At 46.2% G+C, this 21484-nt stretch carries 22 protein-coding genes; 15 read left to right on the top strand and 7 right to left on the bottom strand.

Features of this window, described 5'->3' with window-relative positions; translation table 11 throughout:
- Positions 1-191: 191 nt before the first annotated feature.
- Positions 192-1739 carry an L-glutamate gamma-semialdehyde dehydrogenase gene (gene pruA / locus ACQ5BJ_RS06625; protein WP_430109173.1) on the bottom strand — a complete coding sequence of 516 codons (1548 nt, stop codon included), beginning with the start codon at positions 1737-1739 and terminating at the stop codon, positions 192-194.
- 101 nt (positions 1740-1840) lie between these two features.
- Positions 1841-2761 carry a proline dehydrogenase family protein gene (locus ACQ5BJ_RS06620; protein ID WP_040735816.1) on the bottom strand — a complete coding sequence of 307 codons (921 nt, stop codon included), beginning with the start codon at positions 2759-2761 and terminating at the stop codon, positions 1841-1843.
- Between the two features lie 256 nt (positions 2762-3017).
- Here ACQ5BJ_RS06620 and ACQ5BJ_RS06615 point away from each other — a divergent pair, with 256 nt between their 5' ends.
- Both ACQ5BJ_RS06615 and ACQ5BJ_RS06610 read left to right on the top strand, forming a co-directional pair.
- A complete protein-coding gene (locus tag ACQ5BJ_RS06615) occupies positions 3018-4346 on the top strand; it encodes a sigma-54-dependent Fis family transcriptional regulator (RefSeq protein ID WP_005546467.1) in 1329 nt (442 codons plus the stop codon).
- Positions 4347-4406: 60 nt separating this feature from the next.
- A complete protein-coding gene (locus ACQ5BJ_RS06610; protein ID WP_005546470.1) occupies positions 4407-5714 on the top strand; it encodes a purine/pyrimidine permease in 1308 nt (435 codons plus the stop codon).
- A gap of 125 nt (positions 5715-5839) precedes the next feature.
- Here the strand turns inward: ACQ5BJ_RS06610 and ACQ5BJ_RS06605 are convergent, their stop codons facing one another.
- Positions 5840-6355, bottom strand: a complete 516-nt coding sequence (locus ACQ5BJ_RS06605) for a DUF2165 family protein (protein WP_005546472.1) — start codon at positions 6353-6355, stop codon at positions 5840-5842.
- 156 nt (positions 6356-6511) lie between these two features.
- Between ACQ5BJ_RS06605 and ACQ5BJ_RS06600 the strand changes: the two genes are divergently transcribed.
- The 9 genes from ACQ5BJ_RS06600 (at position 6512) to mtnA (ending at position 15874) form a co-directional block, all read left to right on the top strand.
- Positions 6512-6982 (top strand): DinB family protein, encoded by a 471-nt coding sequence (locus tag ACQ5BJ_RS06600; protein WP_268619931.1) that lies wholly within the window; start codon positions 6512-6514, stop codon positions 6980-6982.
- 25 nt (positions 6983-7007) lie between these two features.
- The gene (locus ACQ5BJ_RS06595; protein WP_005546476.1) at positions 7008-7541 is read left to right on the top strand and encodes a GNAT family N-acetyltransferase; all 534 of its coding nucleotides are present in this window, start codon (positions 7008-7010) and stop codon (positions 7539-7541) included.
- Positions 7542-7585: 44 nt separating this feature from the next.
- Positions 7586-7969, top strand: coding sequence for a DUF2500 domain-containing protein (locus ACQ5BJ_RS06590; RefSeq protein WP_005546478.1), 384 nt, complete (start codon positions 7586-7588; stop codon positions 7967-7969).
- 107 nt (positions 7970-8076) lie between these two features.
- Complete coding sequence (locus ACQ5BJ_RS06585) at positions 8077-9051, top strand: alpha/beta hydrolase (protein ID WP_430109166.1); 975 nt, start codon at positions 8077-8079, stop codon at positions 9049-9051.
- Between the two features lie 713 nt (positions 9052-9764).
- Positions 9765-10883, top strand: a complete 1119-nt coding sequence (locus ACQ5BJ_RS06580; RefSeq protein ID WP_005546481.1) for a sugar ABC transporter substrate-binding protein — start codon at positions 9765-9767, stop codon at positions 10881-10883.
- Between the two features lie 106 nt (positions 10884-10989).
- Positions 10990-12504, top strand: a complete 1515-nt coding sequence (locus ACQ5BJ_RS06575) for a sugar ABC transporter ATP-binding protein (protein ID WP_262866582.1) — start codon at positions 10990-10992, stop codon at positions 12502-12504.
- Positions 12505-12506: 2 nt separating this feature from the next.
- The gene (locus ACQ5BJ_RS06570; protein WP_430109162.1) at positions 12507-13508 is read left to right on the top strand and encodes an ABC transporter permease; all 1002 of its coding nucleotides are present in this window, start codon (positions 12507-12509) and stop codon (positions 13506-13508) included.
- Positions 13509-13529: 21 nt separating this feature from the next.
- Positions 13530-14753 (top strand): S-methyl-5-thioribose kinase, encoded by a 1224-nt coding sequence (gene mtnK / locus ACQ5BJ_RS06565; protein ID WP_005546489.1) that lies wholly within the window; start codon positions 13530-13532, stop codon positions 14751-14753.
- Positions 14754-14773: 20 nt separating this feature from the next.
- Positions 14774-15874: an S-methyl-5-thioribose-1-phosphate isomerase gene (mtnA, locus tag ACQ5BJ_RS06560; protein ID WP_268599736.1), complete on the top strand. Its 1101-nt coding sequence runs from the start codon at positions 14774-14776 to the stop codon at positions 15872-15874.
- A gap of 126 nt (positions 15875-16000) precedes the next feature.
- Here mtnA and ACQ5BJ_RS06555 read toward each other — a convergent pair whose 3' ends face one another.
- Positions 16001-16762, bottom strand: a complete 762-nt coding sequence (locus ACQ5BJ_RS06555; protein ID WP_262866583.1) for a DeoR/GlpR family DNA-binding transcription regulator — start codon at positions 16760-16762, stop codon at positions 16001-16003.
- Positions 16763-16987: 225 nt separating this feature from the next.
- Here ACQ5BJ_RS06555 and ACQ5BJ_RS06550 point away from each other — a divergent pair, with 225 nt between their 5' ends.
- Entirely contained in the window at positions 16988-17752 is a 765-nt protein-coding gene (locus ACQ5BJ_RS06550; RefSeq protein WP_268599735.1) for a class II aldolase/adducin family protein, read from the top strand.
- 93 nt (positions 17753-17845) lie between these two features.
- On the opposite strand, the gene ACQ5BJ_RS06545 is transcribed toward ACQ5BJ_RS06550, so the two are convergent.
- A complete protein-coding gene (locus tag ACQ5BJ_RS06545; protein WP_327195523.1) occupies positions 17846-18112 on the bottom strand; it encodes a YHYH domain-containing protein in 267 nt (88 codons plus the stop codon).
- A 254-nt stretch (positions 18113-18366) separates the two neighbouring features.
- On the opposite strand from ACQ5BJ_RS06545, the gene ACQ5BJ_RS06540 reads away from it, so the two are divergent.
- The gene (locus ACQ5BJ_RS06540; protein ID WP_005546499.1) at positions 18367-18966 is read left to right on the top strand and encodes an HD domain-containing protein; all 600 of its coding nucleotides are present in this window, start codon (positions 18367-18369) and stop codon (positions 18964-18966) included.
- Between the two features lie 165 nt (positions 18967-19131).
- Here ACQ5BJ_RS06540 and ACQ5BJ_RS06535 read toward each other — a convergent pair whose 3' ends face one another.
- Both ACQ5BJ_RS06535 and ACQ5BJ_RS06530 read right to left on the bottom strand, forming a co-directional pair.
- Complete coding sequence (locus tag ACQ5BJ_RS06535; RefSeq protein ID WP_430109157.1) at positions 19132-19437, bottom strand: N-acetyltransferase; 306 nt, start codon at positions 19435-19437, stop codon at positions 19132-19134.
- 26 nt (positions 19438-19463) lie between these two features.
- Positions 19464-19829 carry a VOC family protein gene (locus tag ACQ5BJ_RS06530; RefSeq protein WP_430109155.1) on the bottom strand — a complete coding sequence of 122 codons (366 nt, stop codon included), beginning with the start codon at positions 19827-19829 and terminating at the stop codon, positions 19464-19466.
- Positions 19830-19937: 108 nt separating this feature from the next.
- Here ACQ5BJ_RS06530 and ACQ5BJ_RS06525 point away from each other — a divergent pair, with 108 nt between their 5' ends.
- Positions 19938-20903 (top strand): helix-turn-helix transcriptional regulator, encoded by a 966-nt coding sequence (locus tag ACQ5BJ_RS06525; protein ID WP_430109152.1) that lies wholly within the window; start codon positions 19938-19940, stop codon positions 20901-20903.
- A gap of 234 nt (positions 20904-21137) precedes the next feature.
- The gene (locus ACQ5BJ_RS06520; RefSeq protein ID WP_289355904.1) at positions 21138-21473 is read left to right on the top strand and encodes a hypothetical protein; all 336 of its coding nucleotides are present in this window, start codon (positions 21138-21140) and stop codon (positions 21471-21473) included.
- Positions 21474-21484 lie beyond the last annotated feature (11 nt).

Below are 21484 nucleotides of genomic sequence, written 5' to 3'. Positions count from 1 at the left end.
TGCATTCGTGACTTGCTTCTGCAAAATGAAACGGAAGAGTAAAAGCGGGTTATGTTCATTATGTTCATATAAGTAGCCAGCAGACCTGTTCCTCGAAAATAAGGAGGTCTGCTGGCGAATTTTGATTTATTGATAATGACGTTACCTGAAATGAATCAGATTAAAGAACTAGATTGATGCGGTTCTGGAAATTACCATTTTTCCGATACGAGCTTCGCTTGGGTGAAGAGAAGCAGATAGTCTCTTCCTCCAGCCTTCGAATCAGTTCCAGACATATTGAATCCGCCGAATGGGTGTACCCCAACAAGCGCGCCTGTGCATTTCCGATTGAAATACAGGTTCCCGCAATGCATGTGGTGGCGTGCATATTCCAAATGCTCGCGATTCATGCTGTACACGGCACCGGTCAAGCCGTAATCGGTATTGTTGAAAATGTCAATTGCTTGCTCGAACGTATCAGCCTTGGAGATTGCCAGAACAGGCCCAAATATTTCTTCCTTCATAATGGCTGCTTCCGGATCTACATCTACATACACCGTGGGTTGAATATAATACCCGTTGCCATCGGCAATACTGCCTCCTGCTGCGAGTTTGCCTTCTCCTTTGCCAACCTCGATATATTTCAAAATACTTTCATATGCATGCTTGTCGATAACAGGGCCTATTGCAGCATTTTCCTCTGGAAGACCGACGCTGAGAGCTTTTGTCTTCTCTGTTACGAGGCGAACAATATCATCGTACACGTCCTCATGGACAATGGCACGCGAGCCGGCAGAGCATTTTTGCCCTTGGAAGCCGAAAGCAGATTGCACGATTGCAGTTGCTGCTTCTTCCACATCTGCACTCTTATCAACGACGATGCCGTCCTTGCCGCCCATTTCAGCGATAAAGCGTTTGATCCAGAGCTGACCTGGCTGAGTCTTAGCTACTCGTTCATTAATGCGCAGACCAACATCGCGCGATCCTGTGAAGGATACGAAGCGAGTACGCGGATGATCGACAAGATAGTCGCCAATTTCGGAACCTGAACCAGGTACAAAGTTCAAGACGCCTGGAGGAAGTCCAACCTCTTCCATCAATTCAACGAACTTTGCTGCTATGACAGGGGAAGCGGAAGAAGGCTTTAACACGACCGTATTCCCAGACACAATTGCAGCACATGTCATACCAGCCATGATCGCGAGCGGGAAGTTCCACGGTGGAATGACAACCCCAATACCAAGTGGAATATAAGTGAGTCGGTTGTCTTCCCCTGCCAGAGCTGTTAAAGGTTGAGGGCTGCTTAGTCGAATTATTTCTCGAGCATAGAACTCTAAGAAATCAATGGCTTCTGCTACATCTGCATCAGCCTCGGCCCAGTTCTTGCCGACTTCGTAGACAAGCCAAGCTGCATAGTCGAATTTGCGGCGGCGCATGATGGCTGCTGCCTTGAACAGATAACCTGCACGAACATCTGGAGCGACGTGCTGCCACTTGCGGAATGCCGCATCCGCAGCTGCAATCGCCGATTCAGCAAGTTCAACGCCAGCTTGGGCAACATGGCCAACGACTTGTTCAATATTCCCTGGATTTGTGGAGGTGCTTCGCTTCTCGGTTATGATTCGCTCGCCGCCGATTACAAGCGGGTAGGTGCGTCCCAACTGCTCCCGCACGTTTTCCAAGCCCTTTTGCATTGCTTCACGATTCCCCTCTGCCGTGAAATTCGTGAATGGCTCATTTCGATAATCGATTACTGTCATGTTAATGACCTCCTTAACCATCCGTTATGTTTGATTATTCTTGATATGAATATATAAAAAGTTCAGTGCAATCATTCTGACAATGTCCCTCGTTAAGCTGGCTACGCCTTAAACATGGATTTGAGCACGAATCCAACATTAGCTGGCCGTTCAGCGAGTCGGCGCATGAAATATCCATACCAGTCGTTGCCATACGGGACATACACGCGCATGGTGTAGCCTTCGTCGGCAAGCTGCTGCTGCGCTTGATTGCGGATGCCGTACAGCATTTGAAATTCAAATTGTGTGCGTGGAATGTTATGAGTGCGAACGATTTGCTTGACGTGCTCGATGATGTGATCGTCATGTGTGGCAATGGCGGCGTAGTTGCCGTTGGCTAGATGCTGTTCAATGATGTGGGTGAAATTGCGGTCGACATCAACCTTATCCGGGTAAGCGACCTGTGGTGATTCTTTATAAGCCCCCTTGACGAGACGCAAGTTCGGCTTATAGCGATTCAGTTGATCGATATCCTCACTGCTTTTGTACAGGTAAGCTTGAATAACGAGTCCAACTGTACTGCCGAACTCTTCTCTTAGTGTATTGAACATCTCGATGGTGGCTTCGTTGTGACCGTAGTCCTCCATATCAATGCGCACGAAGTTGTTATGGCGTTGAGCCGTATCGAGGATGGCGCGCATATGATCAAGGCAGAGTTCGGGCGAGATGTCCAGGCCTAGTTGTGTCAGCTTAACCGAAAGATTGGATGTTACCTGATGAGCGGCGATTTCATTTAGCGTGCGAATACAATATTGTGCTGACTCTGCTGCTTCTTCTTTGGTGGAGATAAATTCGCCAAGATGATCCAATGTGGCTACGATGCCGCGATCATTAAGCTGCCTAACCGTTGTAATCGCTTCCGAAATTTGCTCTCCCGCGACGAAGCGCTTAGCTCCGAACCGCAAACCGTATTTTTTGGCGGTTCGATTGGCAAGCCGATTCTTCGAGAGAAAGAGAAATGCATTGCGCATGATTGTTTCCATGGCGTGTAGCTTCCCCTCTGTACGATATTGTTGTTTGCAGTTTGGTTGAAATAGTGTTCAAAAATTATACACAAATATAATTTATGATTAATTATAATCACATAATATACATAAAGTAAATCATTATTTTAGCATCATATGGAAAATGGGTTGCCCGATAATTGACGCTTGCCAAGCGAGATATTTGTGTTTTCATTGCTTTTTTACACTGTTTTTGCCATAATTTAAGAAAAAATAGAGAAGAATCGGTGATAGAATGCTAGAGTCGCAACAGATACAATCATGGTTCGAAGGCGTGCTGAAAGCGACGAATGACGCAGTTACAATCGTAGATCCGGAAGGGACGGTTATGTATTGGAATGAGGCTGCGGAGCATACGTACGGAATCAAAAGTGATGCAATCGTAGGTAGGAAGATAGGGGACTATTTTCAGCGGGAATCCATAATGCTGCTGCAAGTTATGGAGAGTGGACAGGAAGTTCGCCAAGTATATCATGAGCCGAGCCCAGGAATGCATGTCATGATTAACGCCATCCCGGTGTTCAATCAGGCACAGCAACTAATAGGCGCTATTTCGATAGAGCGTAATGTAACGCAGTATGTAAAGCTTAGCGCCGAGATGGTCAGCCGTCCGATTGAAGAAGGAATATCGAATGCATTGCTGCCGCTGTCCAAGGAGAAGCAGAGCAGCTTGGCAGCTTTAGCCCGAATGAGATGCCCTTTGCTGTTGACCGGATCAGCTGGAGTTGGAAAGAAGTCGGTTGCGAAATGGATGCATTCATTTTGCGCCCGTGAAGGGCAGTTCGTATATGTGAGCTGCAGCGGCATTCCAGCAGGTTTACTAGAGGCTGAACTGTTCGGGTATGAGGGAGAACATCCGCGTATAGGCAAGCTGGAGCTGGCTAGGAATGGAACCCTCTATTTGAAGGATGTGCATATGCTTCCGGCTTCGGTGCAAGAGAAGCTTGCAGAGGCGCTGCAGGAGGGGAAATATTATCGTTCGGGAGAAGTTGAAGCGAAGCAGCCGATTGAGCTTGATGCGCATGTAGTGGCCTCTATCCCGCATGAAAATGGGGAGAGGACAATGCAGCAGCCACCTCAATCCGTCTTGCAGGAGCTATACTATGTGTTCCAGACGGAGCATATCCCTTCTCTGGCGGAGCGTCAGCAAGAGCTACCAGAGCTGTCGCGTTACTATATATACGAAGCGGCGGAGAAGATGGGCGCTGGCATCCCGAATCTCGGTGCAGATGCACTGGCTGCGATTACATCTTACAGTTGGCCTGGCAATATGGCGCAGCTGGCCAATGCGATGCAGTATGCATTAGTATCCTATATGGGACGCGGCGGTGATGGATTCGTTTCTGCGCAGGATTTGCCGGACTATGCCCGGCTTACGACGCTTAATGAATTGACGCAGCCGGAGCTACCGTTAAGTGTGCATTCGGAAGAGATGGAGAGAGCGCTTATCTCAGAGACGCTGAATCGGACGAAGGGGAATAAGGCGAAGGCGGCAAGGCAGCTCGGCATATCGCGCGGAGCGCTATATTATAAGATGAGGCAGTATGGACTTGAAGGTTCATAGATTTACAGCTGCATCATAGAATAGACAACTTAGAAATGATAGGAACAGGTGAGACATCAGATGAAACTTGGATTGGCCTCATTTCAGTGGCTCGTATTTATTTTGGCGGGGAGCCTCGTTGCCCCGCTGGCTGTTGGTCATGCATTTGGATTTTCGCCGCAGGATATTGCGGAATTCATGCAGCGGACTTTTTTAATTATTGGGATCTCAGGCGTCCTGCAGACGATGTTCGGCCACCGGCTGCCGATTATGGAGAATCCGGCCGGGTTATGGTGGGGCGTCTTTGCCGTGTACGGCGGACTCGTCGCAGCAGGTACACTTACGCTAGAAGGCGGACTACGCCAGTTGGAAATGGGGATGCTGATTGCGGGCGCACTCTTTATCGTCATTGCAGTGCTGCGCTTGACAGCGGTGATTGGCAAGCTGTTCACCCCGCTAGTCGTGGGAACCTATTTGCTTCTTCTCGTTGCACAGCTAAGCGGCTCCTTCATGAAGGGAATGCTGGGTGTCGGATACCGTGCCTCCACACATGTGGAACTTCAGGTCGCCATTCCCGCGCTTATCACATTATTGTGCGCCATGCTGCTGCCTCGAAGCTCGAAGGCGTTTTTGCGCAATTATTCAGTGCTAATCAGCCTGTGTATAGGTTGGCTGCTGTTTTATCTGCTTGGTATTACGGAGCCGATTCAGCCTTCTTCTGCTTGGGTGTCTGCTCCGATGCCATTTGCTTGGGGATTGCCTGAGCTCGATTCGGGGATCGTTATGACATCTCTGTTCGTCAGTCTGCTCCTTATTGCGAACATGATGACGAGCATTCGCGTCATGGAAGGCGTAATGAAGAATGCTGGCGAGAAATCCAAGCCGGTCAACTATGATCGTACGATGCTGATGATGGGTGCGAATACTGGCTTAGGGGGCATCTTCTCGGCAATGGGGTGCGTTCCAATTTCCGGTACGGCAGGATTTATTATGACGACTCGCATATATGAACGTCTGCCATTTATTATTGCTTGTGTGTTGATTGCGGGCATTAGCTTTTTCCCGCCCGCAACGGCCTTCTTCGCATCGATTCCGATGCCGGTTGGTTACGCTACGATTTTTATACCGTTCGCTTCGATGGTTGGACTTGGGATGAAGGAATTCCAGTCGATCTCAATGAATGAACGCAATCGTTTTATATTGGGCGTGTCGATCATGATGGGAATTGGATGTATGTTCATTCCAGCGGAAGCAGTTGGTGAACTTCCAGGACTGCTGAAGACAATGGCGAATAATGGCTTGATCGTAGGCATGATTCTCAGTATGGCAATGGAGCAGGGAAGTCGATTATGGGATCGTAAAGCCGGGAAGATTGAGCTGAAGCAGTAAAAGGAAATTGTGTTTGCGAACTAGATCAGTCAAAACCAGGCTGATGAAAAAATGATAAAGGCGTCGGTGTCAATTAGAATTTGGCCACGGCGCCTTTCTTGCTGTATTACAGGTAGAATCCGGTATTATTCGTTCAGTTCATCATTTTTCAAAGTCAGGAAGATCAGTACCCCCATCATGAATGTTGTCAGTCGATCAGCGGTTAACAGTCCATTCCACTCCGTAGACATCCACATACCGAACCATTCGCCCCCGATGACCTGAAAGCCAAAGAACCATACACATAACCCTAGTATGAGTCCGATGATGGATACCTTTTTGGCCTTGTGGAACGAAGGCGAGTCTGCCTTAAGGTGAGTAAACAAACGAAGGGAGCCCCACATACAAATGAGTGCGATAGCTGCCTCGGTAATAATAATCGCAATATACCCGATGTGATGAAGTGTCGTTCCGGTTATAGCGCGATACCTAATGTTATTGTCGGGAAATGTTGTATCCATGCTTAGTACGTGCTTCACGAATTGAAAGTTCGTGTTGTAGTCCGTAATATTGCCAAAGGCAACGAGGAAAACATATAGCCCGAAGAATAAAACGGCTAATGCTTTCGTAAATCGGATCAGCATGCCTGTCGTAAGATCCATTTACAATTACTCCCCCCCCTTTTTTTTCTATGTCATGATTTAACAATTTTACTATAACAGTCATGAATATGGTGTCAATTTATGAATGTTTATGTGGTATAATTTAGTAATTGATCGAATTACATTTACATCATGAATGCTAGGGAGGATCTTCATATGGATATCGCATATAAACGCTCACTTATACACCAGCTCGATCTAGCTGTACAGTCGATTCATGGCATTATGGAACAGGTAACGGATGCTCAATTGGACTTGCAGCCAATGCCGAATAAACGTTCCTTGCGGGAGATGCTTGCACATTTGGCGCTCATTTGTGCTGCTGATCTGCATATTATGAATGAAGCAACTCAGGAGGAAATGGAACATTTTTATCATATACATACGCCCAACACGATAGATGATATGAAAAATACGCTCGCAAAATCCCATCGTTCTCTTGTTGATGAAATGAATTTATGGTCGGAGGAGCAATGGATGGAAATCAAACATGCTTATTGGGGAACAGCCTATTCTCGCTTCGAGTGGATGCTGGAAATTGTGCTTCACTTGGTGCATCATCGAGGTCAACTGTTCACATTGCTGTGCGAGCATGCATCAGAGCCGAAAATTCTAATGTTTGAATAAGGCGTTGAATGGAGGTTGAATCGTAATGGATGAAGCAGAGCAGAAGATTGAGTTGAGGCCTCTCCAGCTTACGGACGGGTACGAACTGTATGAAATGCTTCAAGCGATCGGACCGGGGGAGAACGGCTTTGTAAATAGCGCGTACGGAATGAGGAGGGGGCAATTTCGAAGTTTCTTGAGACAGCATTGGAACATTTCTCAAGGGATCGGTCTACAGCCCCAATATGTCCAGCAGACGATTTATTGGCTGTATGTGAATGGTAAGGCAGTCGGCTATGGAAAGCTGCGGCATAGACTGAATGAGGCGCTGCTGGAACGGGGCGGACATATTGGGTACGTTATCAGGCTTGATGAGCGGGGGAAGGGCTATGGCACCTTGATTTTGCGTGAGCTTGTTCGTGAAGCAGCCCGTCTTGGTCTTACTGAAGTGCTGCTGACAGTTGATAAAGATAATATTCGTTCCCGTAAAGTGATCGAAGGCAATGGGGGAACGCTGCGTGAATTGAAAGATGGAATATGCAAATATTGGATTCCAATTGGTTCGGATTTGGATGTTTGAGATGAGGCGTTCATCTTGTAGTTCGCTCAAGGGGAGGACACTGCATGGGGGTAGGATTCAATGAACCGTTTTCCATGTTCGATTCGATGTCTGCCATCTTTCCGATTTTCTTTATTGTATTTATAGCAATTTTCCTCTTTGTGATCATTAAGAATATAATGCAATGGAATTATAATAATCAACAACCGATCCTTACGGTGGAAGCGATAGTGACGGATAAACGTACTGAGGTGTCCCATCGGCATCATGCGAACCATCACAATCACTATTCTACGCATTACTACGTAACGTTCGAGGTAGAGAGCGGAGATCGGCTGGAGTTTCGTATAAAAAATAAGGATTACGGTATGTTAGCTGCAGGTGATCGGGGGAAGCTGACGTTTCAAGGGACACGCTTTCAGGGATTTGAGCGATATCACGTTCGATGAATTGGATGTAGATATGCTATGAACGGCACTGCGACTGGCGAATTCATTTGGAAGCGGCTATCATAAAAGAACATACTGACTAGGAACTACACAAAGGATGATTGTACATGTGGTGGATTGGAGCAACAGCGCTATTCCTTATTCTATGCATCGTTATTGCAACACTAGCGGTGAGCCGATATGCTTTCCGCCAGGTAACCATGTGGGAGCGCAGCACACTTGATAAGGCATTTGAGACAGTGGAAGGGTTCGGCTTAATGAGCAGGCAGGAGTTTGATGCCATTCATAAAGAGGACGTATCCATTAATTCGGCTGATGGTCTTGTACTAAGAGGGTACTATATCGAGCCTTATCCTGATCGCAAGAAGGTTGTCATTATCGTACATGGCTATACGGCCAATCATATCATTGGATCGCAGTTTATTCGCTTATTTATCGATGAGGGCTATAATGTGCTCCTTGTCGATCAACGCAGTCACGGCAGAAGTGAAGGGACGTATGCGACGTACGGCTATTATGAACGTGAAGACCTTGATCGCTGGGTTGAATGGGTACGTGAACGAGTTGGCTCCGATGTCTATATTGGATTGCATGGTCAGTCCATGGGCGGAGGAACGGTGCTGATGTATGCAGGCATCAATAAGCATGCTAAGTTTATTATTGCGGACTGCCCGTATTCGGATATGGAAGACTTAATGAAGTACCAGATGAAGGAATTGAACCGTGTGCCGCATTTCCCTTTTATTGCACTGCTGGAACGGCGCCTGAACCGACTTGCGAAGTTTTCGATGAAGCGGGTGAAGCCGATTCAGGAGGTTGCGGATAAACCAATCCCGCTATTATTAATTCACGGTGGCAAAGATACATTTGTTCCGACACGCATGAGTGAGCAGATCTATCGAGAGAAGTCAGTAGGAATGACAAAGCTGGTGATTATCGATAACGCTGTACATGCGAATGCGTACCCTACAGCTCGGCAGCAGTACGAGGCTGCCGTGCATGACTTCCTACAGGCAGTATATAAGCACAACGGCGAGGGTGGAAATAAGACCTGGGGAAATAACGCTGCGAATGGAGCATAATGCTCTGCTATTTGGTACAGTTTCATGAGAAATATTAATACACTGCATTAGGACGATGACGGAGAAGAATGACTGCAGCATGCAGAAATTCTTCTCTTTTTTTTCAAACTCCTTGTTTCAGGACTGAAGCATGTTTTCTGAAAACGATGTCGAAACATTGAAAAAATAACACTAGTAAGCATATAAATATAGTATAATATAGGCTACTACATGACAAAAAATAGCAGATTTCGTACTCCTCTCGGGATCACTCCATTCATAACTGCAACACAAGTATTCACTCCGAACGAGATCATGTTGCCTATTTCATCATGCATCAATCAACCTAGACCTTTCATACTGACACATCATGACAATAGTCAACGTTTGAGAGGACGACATTCTATCTTTCTAATTCTGTTATCTCTCATTTCATAAGGGACTGTCTCCCTGTTCGTTACACACTTATGCAGATAGTTCGAACAGGCGTATATTTCGCTAAGGGGGGATGCTTGCTGCCAAGATCATCGCAATTCAGATTGTTAACGTAATTAGGCATGAGGGGGGATGTCGACTAGAAACAGACAGAAAACAACATAATTCCAAAACAAACAATATTATTCGTTGCGATTCCACAATGATGGTGATAGTATGAGATCAAATACAGGTAAAATAAACCAATTACGAGGCGCGTGGATTATCTAATTTATCCAAATTGTTGAGGAGTGTATTCGATGAAACGAAGCATGTTCAAAGTACTTGTCCTTTCCTTAATGGCTGTAGCGCTTGTTGCAACTGGGTGCTCTACGGGAAGCAAATCTTCCTCAAGCAAGGCGGAGGTGGATAAGGGGGCGATTTCCGATCTTCCACAATCAATTAAAGAGAAAAATATAAAAATCATGGTGATTCGCAAAATCGGCGGTGACGACCATACTGCGCAATTTTTGGCAGGAGCGAAGCAGGAAGGCGAGTCAATGGGCTTTGTCGTAGATACGTTCTCTGCGAACAATGATTCTGCCAAGTTTCATGATGCGATTGCACAAGCAATGGACAAGAAGTATGACGGGGTTATTATTTCCCACGGTGATGACGCTGCTACGATTGAAGATGTGAAAAAGTTGACAGAAAAGGGCATTCCGGTCGTTACATTCGATTCTGTTCCGGAAGTATCTTCTGTCAATGGCGTAACGATGACTTCTCAGGATGATGGACAATTAGCAACCTTAGCTCTCGATAGCATGAACAAACAGCTCAATGGAAAGGGGAATATTGTGTATTTGTGGGTTGACGGATTTCCTCCAATGGTAGCCCGCAACGGAATCTATCAGCAATTTTTGAAGGCTAATACCGGCATTAAGGAAGTAGAGCGCTTTGGCGTTGCTGCTTCAGATACATCGGTACAAACGCAAAATGCAGTCGCAGCGATGCTGACCAAGCATGGCAAGGGCGAAATTGATGCAATCTTTGCAACATGGGATGCGTTCGCGATCGGAGCTGCGCGGGCGTTGAAAGAAGCAGGTCGTGAAGAAATTAAAATTTATGGCATCGACGTCTCGAACGCAGACTTGCAATTGATGCAGGAGAAAGACAGCCCATGGAGCTCAACCGCTGCTGTTGATCCGAAGGTAATCGGCGCAGTTAACCTGCGTTTGCTGGCGAAGAAGATTGCTGGCGAAGATACACCTCCAAAGTATGATCTCAAGCCGACCTTGATTACTCAAGTACAACTGAACTCATTAGGCGATGGTGTCAACATGGAGAGCCTCAATAAGATTATTCCAGGCTGGGGCATGAGCACAGAATTCGAGGAAGACTGGATGAAGGCGCTCAAGAAGGCTCATAAGTCTCAATAACACGAGCTACATGTATACACAGTGACAGCGGACAGGCAAGCGCCGGATTTAACAACCGGCCAGCACAAGCAGCGCTTGCCTGCTTACGGTGACAGGGGGCAGGGAGATGGAGAAGACAAGCAAGATACTCCTGGAAATGAAGGATATCTCAATACAATTTCCCGGTGTACAAGCACTGAACAGGGTTCAATTCACGACAGAAACAGGGACTGCACATGCGCTGATCGGTGCTAATGGAGCAGGGAAGTCAACCTTGATGAAGGCATTGTCGGGTGCTTACAGCCACTATACCGGCGAAATTCGGATGGATGGCGAGCTGGTGACGATTCGTTCGCCTCGCCATGCGAAGGATCTTGGCATTCAGATTGTATACCAGGAAGTTGATACAGCGCTTGTCCCCTATCTGACGGTAGGAGAGAACATTATGCTGGATGAGATGGTTCACGCGATGGGATCGAAGCATTGGATGCGTTGGAATGCTATACATTCCGCAGCTGCTCAAATTTTGCGGAGGATGAACGTTCAGGTACCTACCAAGAAGCTGATAAGTGAATTAACGCTGGCAGAAAAGCAAATGGTGCTCATTGCGCGGTCGATTTCGAAAAAATGCCGTTTTCTAATTTTGGACGAGCCGACGGCACCTCTGAGCCACGCAGAGACTGCGGAGCTGTTTCGCATCGTGCGCAATTTGAAGGCGGAAAATGTGGGGGTTATTTTTATCTCTCACCGCTTGCCGGAGTTGTTCGAAATTTGTGACGATATCACCATTATGAGGGACGGAAAGCTTGTTACGAAGATGCGGATTTCGGATACAAGTCCAAACGAAACCGTTGAGCTCATGCTGGGCAAAAAGCTGGATGAGCAGTTTCCTGAACGGATCAGTTCCATTGGCGATATGCAGTTTGAGGTTCGCAATCTGTCAGATGCCTGTAAAATTGCAAATATTAATATGCACGTGTGCAAAGGCGAAATCGTGGGTATTGCCGGATTGGTTGGAGCGGGCAAGACGGAATTGTGCAAGGCCATGTTCGGGGCGTCGGACATTCGAGCAGGGCAGACCCTCCTTCATGAACGTGTGCTGAAAGTTCGCAATTCCTATGATGCGGTAAAGGCTGGTCTGGCACTTGTGCCGGAAGAGCGGCGCAAGGAAGGAATATTAATATTTGAGTCGGTCGTAAATAATCTCACCGCTGTGAATCTATCGAAGTTTTGCAGGTGGGGGTCTTTTCTGCAATTCCGCAAAGAGAGAGAAGAAGCTGAAAGATTGATCGGGGAACTGGACATAAAGACTCCTAACGAGCAGACAAAGGTGCAACATTTATCTGGGGGCAATCAGCAGAAGGTGGCGATCGGCAAGTGGCTATTGGCTGATGCGGAAGTGTACATATTCGATGAGCCTACGAAGGGTGTGGACGTTGGGGCAAAGAAGGACATCTTCGAACTCATTTCGAGGCTGGCAGAACAAGGGAAGAGTGTAATCTACGCCTCCTGTGAATTGTCGGAAATCGTGGGGATTACGGATCGTGTGTACGTATTGTACGACGGGCATATCGTGAAGGAGCTGCACACGAACGATACGAATGAAGAAGAATTATTGTTCTATTCAACAGGAGGGAAATAGGCATGAGTATAATTCGTCGTAGTCAAGCTCCAAGTAGAGCGCCCAAATCGTTTGACTTTTTCGATTTCCTATATAAATACGGTACGATTATTACCATTCTGCTATTAATTGCGGTTTTTGGTTCGCTGTCAGATAGTTTTTTGTTGCCGTCCAATATTATTAATATTTTGCGCTCGATTTCTATCGTTACGATTATTTCGATCGGGATTACGATTTCGTTAGCAGTTGGCGGCTTCGATCTATCGGTCGGTTCCGTCGCTTCGCTTGCGAATGCGATAGTCATTTCTATGTTTGTCTGGCATTCACAAAACTCCTTAGTCGCCATTCTGGCAGCAATTGCAGTGTGTCTGGTTGCAGGTGTGGTGAACTCTTTTATGATTGTGAAGGTCAAAATTCCCGACATGCTCATGACACTTGCGACAATGTTCATTATTCAAGGGTTAGCGCTTACGTATACAAGAGGCGCTACTGTCTCGCAAAACATGGTCATGCCAGACGGGTCATTTGCAACCGGTAAAATAAGCGCGCTATTTTCTAAGATTGGACAAGTTCCTTGGATTATTTTCATCATGCTCATCGTTGTGATAATTGTTCATGTGTTCCTGAATTATACGAAGCACGGCAGATATATGTACGTTATTGGCGGGAATATGGAGGCTGCCAAGCTGTCCGGTATTGCGGTTAATAAATATCGGGTGATAGCTTATTTGATGTCTGCCGGTTTTGCAGCTATCGGCGGCATCATTCTTGCTTCTCGTGTCATGACAGCAGAAGTTAATGCAGGGGCTCCATATTTGATGGATGCTGTTGCGGCTGCCTTCATCGGCTTTTCCGTAGCGGGAGCAGGGAAGCCGAATGCATTTGGTACGTTTGTTGGAGCGATTCTCATTGGTATCCTGCAGAATGGTCTAGTCATGATGTCTGTTCCTTACTACGCGATGGACATTGTGAAGGGAACGGTTCTTGCATTCGCGTTGGCTTTAACGTATTACAAGAAAAAATGACGCTTCAGGAGGGAAAGGAATATGAAATATTCGACGTACTTTACAATGAAAGAAGCAGATGTAATCGACTATACGTTAACGAAGCTGAATGTATTTCCTGAACATGCGAACTTAACCTGCACGGAGATTGGCGACGGCAACTTGAACTATGTGTTCCGGCTCGTAGATGAGGAGTCGCAGCGCTCTATTATTATTAAGCAAGCAGGTCCTGTTGCTCGTATATCTGATGAATTCAAGGTATCTCCTGACCGCAATCGAATCGAAAGCGAGATATTGAAGATTCACAACGAGCTGGCACCAGGGCTCGTTCCTGAGGTATATCACTATGACCCGATTATGAATTGCTGTGTGATGGAGGATTTGTCCGATCATGTGATTATGCGTACGGCATTATTAGACCGGCAGCAATTCCCGCTGTTTGTCGACCATATCACGACATTTATGGCGAACACACTGCTGCTTACTTCTGATGTGGTTATGAATCATAAGGAGAAGAAGGAGCGGGTTAAGGCTTTCATTAATCCCGACTTATGCGAGATTACGGAAGACCTGGTTTATACGGAACCGTTTTATGATTGTGCGCGGAACGATGTTTATGAACCGATTCGCGCATTTGCGTCTGAGCATCTATGGTCAGATAAAGCGCTGTTGCTGGAAACTGCGAAAATGAAGTATGAATTCATGACGCATGCACAATCTCTCATCCATGGTGATTTACATACAGGTTCAATCTTCGTCAAGCAGGATTCGACGAAAGTAATCGATCCTGAGTTTGCTTTCTATGGGCCGGCAGGCTATGACGTAGGGAACGTTGTGGCGAATCTTATTTTTGCCTATGTGAATGCTGAGTGTACGATGGAATCAGGTGATTTGAAGGAGAAGCACAAGGAATGGCTCGCTGATACCATTCAGGAGATCGTTGACCGGTTCCAGTTCAAATTTTTGGCACTGTGGTCCACCTCTGTTCGAGATAAGACGGCTGCGTATCCAGGCTTCGATCGCTACTATCTCGATTCGATAATGCAGGATGCAGCGGGTGTCGCAGGCTTGGAATTGTGCCGGCGAACGCTTGGTATCGCTCATGTAAAGGACATTGCAGCAATCGCAGATGCTGCTGCAAGAGAACGTGCTGAACGGATGTGTCTCATGATGGGCAAGCGACTGATTATGGAGCGTTCTGATATGATAAAGGGCAGTGATTATTTCCGTATTATCAGTTCAAGCAGTGAAATGTACAGCCGCTAGAAGAAGGGGAGGGTGGAAGGATGAGTCAAGTTAACAGCAGCAATACAGTCAGCATGATGTCATCGGTTCGATTAGAGGATGAGAAGGATACGCTGGTTATTCTGGATCAGACACGTCTTCCGAACGAGACCGTATATCTCGAGCTTCAGAAGCTAGAAGATATATGGGACGCTATTTATCACCTCAAGGTGCGCGGTGCGCCTGCAATTGGCATTGCAGCGGCATTTGGAGTGTATCTGGCTGTGAAGGGTTCCCCTGCCGATACGTATGAGGCATTTGCCGCAGAATTTAACAAGGCGAAGCAGTACTTGGGTTCGTCGCGCCCGACGGCAGTGAATTTATTCTGGGCTTTGGATCGTATGAAAGCGAGGCTGGAGCGAGAACAAGGACACTCCGTTGCAGCGATTAAGGAAGCATTAAGGAAGGAAGCAGAGGCGATTCGAGCCGAAGACGAGCAAGTATGCGAGAGCATCGGGCGCCATGCGCTGTCACTGCTGCAGCCGAATTGGGGGATCTTGACGCATTGTAATGCGGGCGCTATCGCGACAGCGAAGTATGGAACTGCGCTTGCTCCTATTCATCTAGGGCAAGAGCAAGGCTATCAATTCAAGGTATATGCAGATGAGACACGGCCACTGCTGCAGGGCGCTCGATTGACAGCTTGGGAGTTAAAGGAAGCCGGCGTCGATGTGACCTTAATTTGCGATAACATGGCATCCATTGTCATGAAGGAAGGCAAAATACAAGCCGTGCTGGTTGGTTGCGACCGTGTGGCGGCGAACGGTGATGCTGCAAATAAAATTGGCACCTCAGGAGTTGCTATCCTTGCCAAGCATTATGGTATTCCGTTCTATGTATGCGCGCCGCTGTCTACGATAGATTTAGAATGCAAAACCGGGGATGACATCCGTATTGAGCTGCGGCCGGATAGTGAAGTGACAAGCAAGTGGTATGAACAGCCGATGGCTCCAGAAGGTGTGAGTGTGTACAACCCGAGCTTTGACGTCACGGATCACACGCTAATTACGGCAATCGTGACGCAGCATGGGATTGCGTATCCCCCATTTGCAGAATCGCTGCCTGACATGTTCCGCAAGGAATCTATTGCAAAGCAGGGGTAGATAGATTAATGGAAGAAATGCGATACGATCATTATCTATAAATAAGAGAAAATCCCCCAATAGCAACTTCTAGATAGAGATGCGACGAGTTGCTGTTGGGGGATTATTTTGATGTCTGTAATTCGATTATTCGCATTCGTAAAGCGAAATTCCCTTCGTGTTGGCTGCTTCTCGCCAAGTATCGTCCAATCGTTGATCGGTCACAATCGTATGAATCCAATCCAAAGGGCAGATGCTTGCAAATGAGGTTCGATCGAATTTGGTATAGTCAGCCGCTAAATATACCTTGTTCGCTCGTTCTGCAGCAATGCGTCGTACTTCAGCCTGCTGCTCGTTTGAATCCGTCAGCCCATGCTGAAGACTAATGGAACGGCAAGAAAGAAATGCCATGTCGAAGAAATAGCTCTTCATATTCAATTCTGCATTTCTGCCTAAGGCCGACATGGAGCCGGAAGATATTCCTCCGCCAATAATGACTAAATGCACACTAGGTTTATCCAACAATTCATTGATGATTTTGATTGAATTGGTGACGACAGTCAGACGTTGATCCTGAATCTGTTGTGCAAGGTATAGCGAGGTCGTGGAAGCGTCTAAAAAAATAGAGTCCCCGTTTGAAATGAACTGTACGCATTGCTCCGCTATGCGCTTCTTCCCATCGACATGAATATGCTCGCGCAATTGAATATTTATATCGTTTTGCACACCGTCTGGAATATATGCACCTCCGTAAGTGCGGGTGAGTATCCCTTCTTCCTCCAGCTGCTTCAGATCTCTTCGAATCGTTTCCTCTGTAACTTGAAAGAGTAAAGTGAGTTCTGCGACGGTTACGCTTTTCTTTTCCATAATCATGTCTTTAATTTTTGTTTTTCTGGTTATTGGCAACATGTTGTGCAATCTCTCCGCTTTTTAATCGATTTTATCTTATTATATCATATCCCGATCGGGAATTACGATTTTATGAACTGTAATAAAACAATATAAAGCAACATAATACATTGACAAAACATGTGTAAAGTACGAAAATTTAAGTAGGTCGTGCTGAGGACTGAGATCGTCCAACACCTCTTCATAATATGGACACGAGCCTGATAACAGGAGGTACGAGTGAATATGACACAACTCAACTCAGACATGGATGTAAAAGCTTTCATTTGTGAAATCGGCAGAAGGATGTATGCAAGGAGCTATGTTGCGGCCAACGACGGAAATATTTCAATAAAGTCCGATGAGAATACGATTTGGACAACGCCGACGGGAGTCAGTAAAGGCTATATGACACCCGATATGCTGGTACAAATGGATATGAAGGGGAACGTGCTTGCAGGTACATATAAGCCTTCTTCCGAGGTTCGAATGCATTTGCGAGTATACGCGGAAAATCCTGAAGTGAGGGCGGTTGTCCATGCTCATCCGCCTGCGGCAACCGCATTTGCGATTGCTGGTATAGATCTTGATCAAGCGATTTCGCCTGAGGCAATCGTGAACTTAGGCAAAGTGGCGGTTGCTCCATATGCAACACCGGGAACACAAGAGGTTCCGGATTCGATTGCGCCATATTGCAAGGATTATCATGCAGTTCTGCTAGCCAACCATGGCGCGCTGACATGGGGGCGTGATATGACGGAGGCTTATTTCCGAATGGAGTCATTGGAGCATTATGCACTGATGTACATGTATGCGAGCAGACTGATTGGCCATGCGAACGAATTGTCGCGTGATCAGGTATCCGAACTGGTGTCGATTCGTAATCGAATGGGAGTAAAGGGGGGCGGATTTCCCTCATTTAGAGAAGAAAGGGAAGACACAGAACTTTTTGATCAATTGGTTGAAAAGGTGGCAGCACGCGTAGCTGCGCAATTGCAATTAGAGTCATAACCTGACTGCAGCGAAATGGTCATAAATACATAGCAACAGCCCCAAGCACGAAGCGAGCCTAATTGCTCCGATGTTTGGGGCTGATTTGTGTTTTTACTTGTTTTTTGAAGATTTTTTTGATTTTGTTGATTTCGTAGATTTGGATTTTTTGGGGGATGAGGACTTGCTAGAGCCGCTTTTTTTGGATGAAGATGAAGAACTTCCATGATGATAATGGTATTCCCCATTCTTTAGTCCCCATTTGGCGCAATTGGTTTTGCAAGTATGGCCGCCCTTAGCGTCAGTACGTCCAGGATGGCCTGATGCAACAGAAGTCAATGAGGTCAAAGTAATGATGCAGGCTGTGCTTACGGCTATCATTTTACTCCATCTCGAAGTTGTCATTGTTATATGCTCCTCTCTCTTCGCATAGGTATCATGGATCATCGTTATTATAGTTCCTCTATTTCCAAAGCACTAGGAAAAATTTATTGAATTTTGGACTAGATCATGGAATATCGTGTTTTTTGCCATTATGCAATTCACGATTGCTATGAGATAATAATAGATATAAGCGTCTGCAGGAAACGATTCTGCACCGGATAACGTTAGAATGATGAAGGAGAATGACGATCATGGCGGGCATAGATGAAAGATTAATGAAGCAGATCGAATTTGTGAAGGAAATTGATAAATTGAAGAATGTGTTTCGCCGTTCTTATTTGCTTGATGGAAGCCGCCATGAAAATGATGCAGAGCATACCTGGCATTTGACCGCAATGGCGATACTGCTGCACGAATATACAAGTGAACGAAACTTGAATCTGCTCCGCGTACTCAAAATGTTGATAATCCATGACGTGGTCGAAATTGATGCGGGTGATACTTTTGCGTATGATGCAGAGGGGAATGCAAGCAAGTACGAACGTGAGTCGAAGGCGGCCAAGCGTTTATTTGGCATTCTACCGGAAGATCAGAAGCTTGAGCTTACTCAATTATGGACGGAATATGAGCAGCGTCAAACACAGGAGGCTCAATTTGCTGCCGCGTTGGATCGACTTCAGCCTTTGCTGCATAACTATTTGACAGAAGGAAAGTCGTGGAAGGAGCATAAGGTGACGAGCGATAAGGTGTTGGCGCGGATTCAAGCGATTCGCGATGGAGCCCCTGAACTGGGCAAGCTGGCAGAACAACTCATTCGAAGCGCAGTGGAAAAAGGCTATCTTGCCCCATAAATAAGCAAGTGAAACGATGTAAGGGAAGGACAATATAGTCCTTCCCTCGCTTTTATAGTTATACATCAAGCACCCAACGATTGCGGGTTTCACTGGCGCCCTCCATCGCCCATCCATTATGCTCATAGTACGCATTGAAGCTGGACCGAGCGGGACAAGCAGCTTCTATTGGATGGGGGGGAGCGTATCCAGCATTTGTCGCAGCAAATGCTGGCCTCTATACGTTTCAGCTACTGCAAATTGATATAGTGAAATACGTTCGCTCCCTTTTCGCGGGTAGAATTGCAGGGCGCCTGCTATACGAAGACCGCTGACTACGACGAGCAACTGTTTACGTCTTATGGCAGCAGCGACTCCATCAGGACAGTACAGCTCCCCGCTCGCCATGCCATCGTGGCGCAGATCTATTGTATTGGAGAAAAAGCGTATAATTGCGGGAGTCTCTTCCCATTTCGCCAATCGGATTTGCATGAAGATCCATTCTAACTAACTCTTCCCTATTTTCCTACTAGAACGAACACATTATGATCGGGAGCCTCCATCACGGCCACATGGCCAGATTCGGTAGGGAACGGTTCGCGAATCCAATGAATATCTGATCTTTCTTTGAGCTTAGCATAGGTATCATATATATCGTCAACCAGCAGCTCAATATCGATCTCCTTCAACTCTTTGTTGTTCTGCAGGACGAGCTCTGAACTGTGCTCTTCAGGAAAAGACATCCCGACAATTGTCCATGTACCGCCATCTGGCAAAGGACGTTCAATGATCCAGCTTTTCTTTAATCCAATCGCAGTGTAAAAATCAACAGATTGTTCGACATTTGCCGTATATAATGCGGCACACTCCATTTTTCTAATCATATAAAATCCTCCTTGTAATGGAAACTGTCTATACGGTAACATCTAACCATGACAAAAGATGTCATAGTTTATAGCTTATTCTTTATTACAGGTAGGAGGCGTTCCGACATGAATAAATCCCAGCGAATGATTGAATTAATGATGCTTGTAAATAAGAAACAGCAATTCACGGCTCGGGAGCTAGCTGAAGAATGCGGTGTGTCTGTGCGAACGATATTGCGAGATTTGCGTCATTTAGAGGAATTAGGCGTTCCATTATATACAGAGTACGGGCGAAATGGCGGATTTCGCTTGCTGAAGGAAAAGCTGCTTCCGCCGCTTTCATTTCTGGAGGAAGAGGCATTTGCAATCTTTTTTGCAGTTCAATTGCTGCAGGAGTATAAGACGATACCGTTTGGTAAAGAGGCTATGCAGGCATTGTCGAAATTTTATCAAGTACTTCCTGCTGCGACTCAAAAGCAAATTGATGCCATGCAGCGCTGTGTGCGATTCTGGGTTCCCCCTCGTGAACAGGATATCCCTCATTTGCAGCATTTGCTTCATGCTTCACTGGACAAAAGAACACTTCAAATCAGGTATGCTTCTACTCGGAGAGTTGAAATGCGCGAAATTGTCCCAATCGGATTGTATGCCCACAACGGCTATTGGTATTGCCCAGCTTATTGTATGAAGAGAAGAGGATACCGATTGTTCCGAGCGGATTGCATGCTTGAGGTAGCAGAAGTGGAGCGTATACATACCGATGTGCCGATCAATCTATTGACCTTGGAGGAGTGGTTCGAACCTCCACAACATAAAGACGGCTCCGTTCATGTTCCTTTGCGTGTTGAGTTGACCAAGCTTGGCGTACGGAAATGTCAAGCCGATCCATGGCTGGATAAAGCGATGACGGTGCGTGAAGAAGGAACTGGATTCATTCATATGGACATAGCAGGTTCCGAAATCAGTTATTTAGCAGATATTTTATTCGGTATGGGAACGGATGCCTATGTCCTTGAACCGATGGAGATCGTAACTATTATTCATCAGAAGGCAGAGCAGGTAGTTGCGCACTATCGAGGGAACAAAAGCTAAATATTGTATCTCTATGACCAGTCTATTAGGGGGATAAACAGGGGAGAAACCCCGTCTTTGGGCATATTGAAATTGTATCATCCCAATATATACTAAACAGAGAAGTAATCGATTTGGATTAGTAAAAATAGGAAGATCGTATTAGAATAGAGTTCCGACATGAATTGACATTATTAACCATATGATGCTAAGGTTATAATATCGCTTCATGATTGTAAAAGAGGTGTCGCGCTTATGATCCTTACCGTCTCCTTTGGCAGACAGAGCCGTGATTGGTTCGACATCGATGTAGCGGATGATTGCACAGGGGTGCAGCTCAAGGCCATTCTCGGGTTGAAGCTATTCGGTGAACCGCCTAAAAATCATATGCAATATATATTGGAGGTCAAGCAACCTGAAGGGCTGTGGATTACTGTTCCTGAACAGGTGCGATTGCTGGAGGCGGGTGTCCGTGAAGGCGCGTATATCCGTGTGCAGCGAGCATTTTCCACGACGAATGAGGCAATCCCATCGTATGGAAGTCGTTCCTTGTTCCAACTCGATGAAATGGATGATCAAGCAGAATCGTGAGAAGAGGAACG

Origin of the sequence: Paenibacillus sp. B1-35, assembly GCF_050474385.1 — a bacterium.
Taxonomy (GTDB): domain Bacteria; phylum Bacillota; class Bacilli; order Paenibacillales; family Paenibacillaceae; genus Paenibacillus_B; species Paenibacillus_B alvei.
The sequence above is the reverse complement of the archived record's forward strand: the minus strand, read 5'-3'. Positions and strand labels throughout refer to the sequence as shown.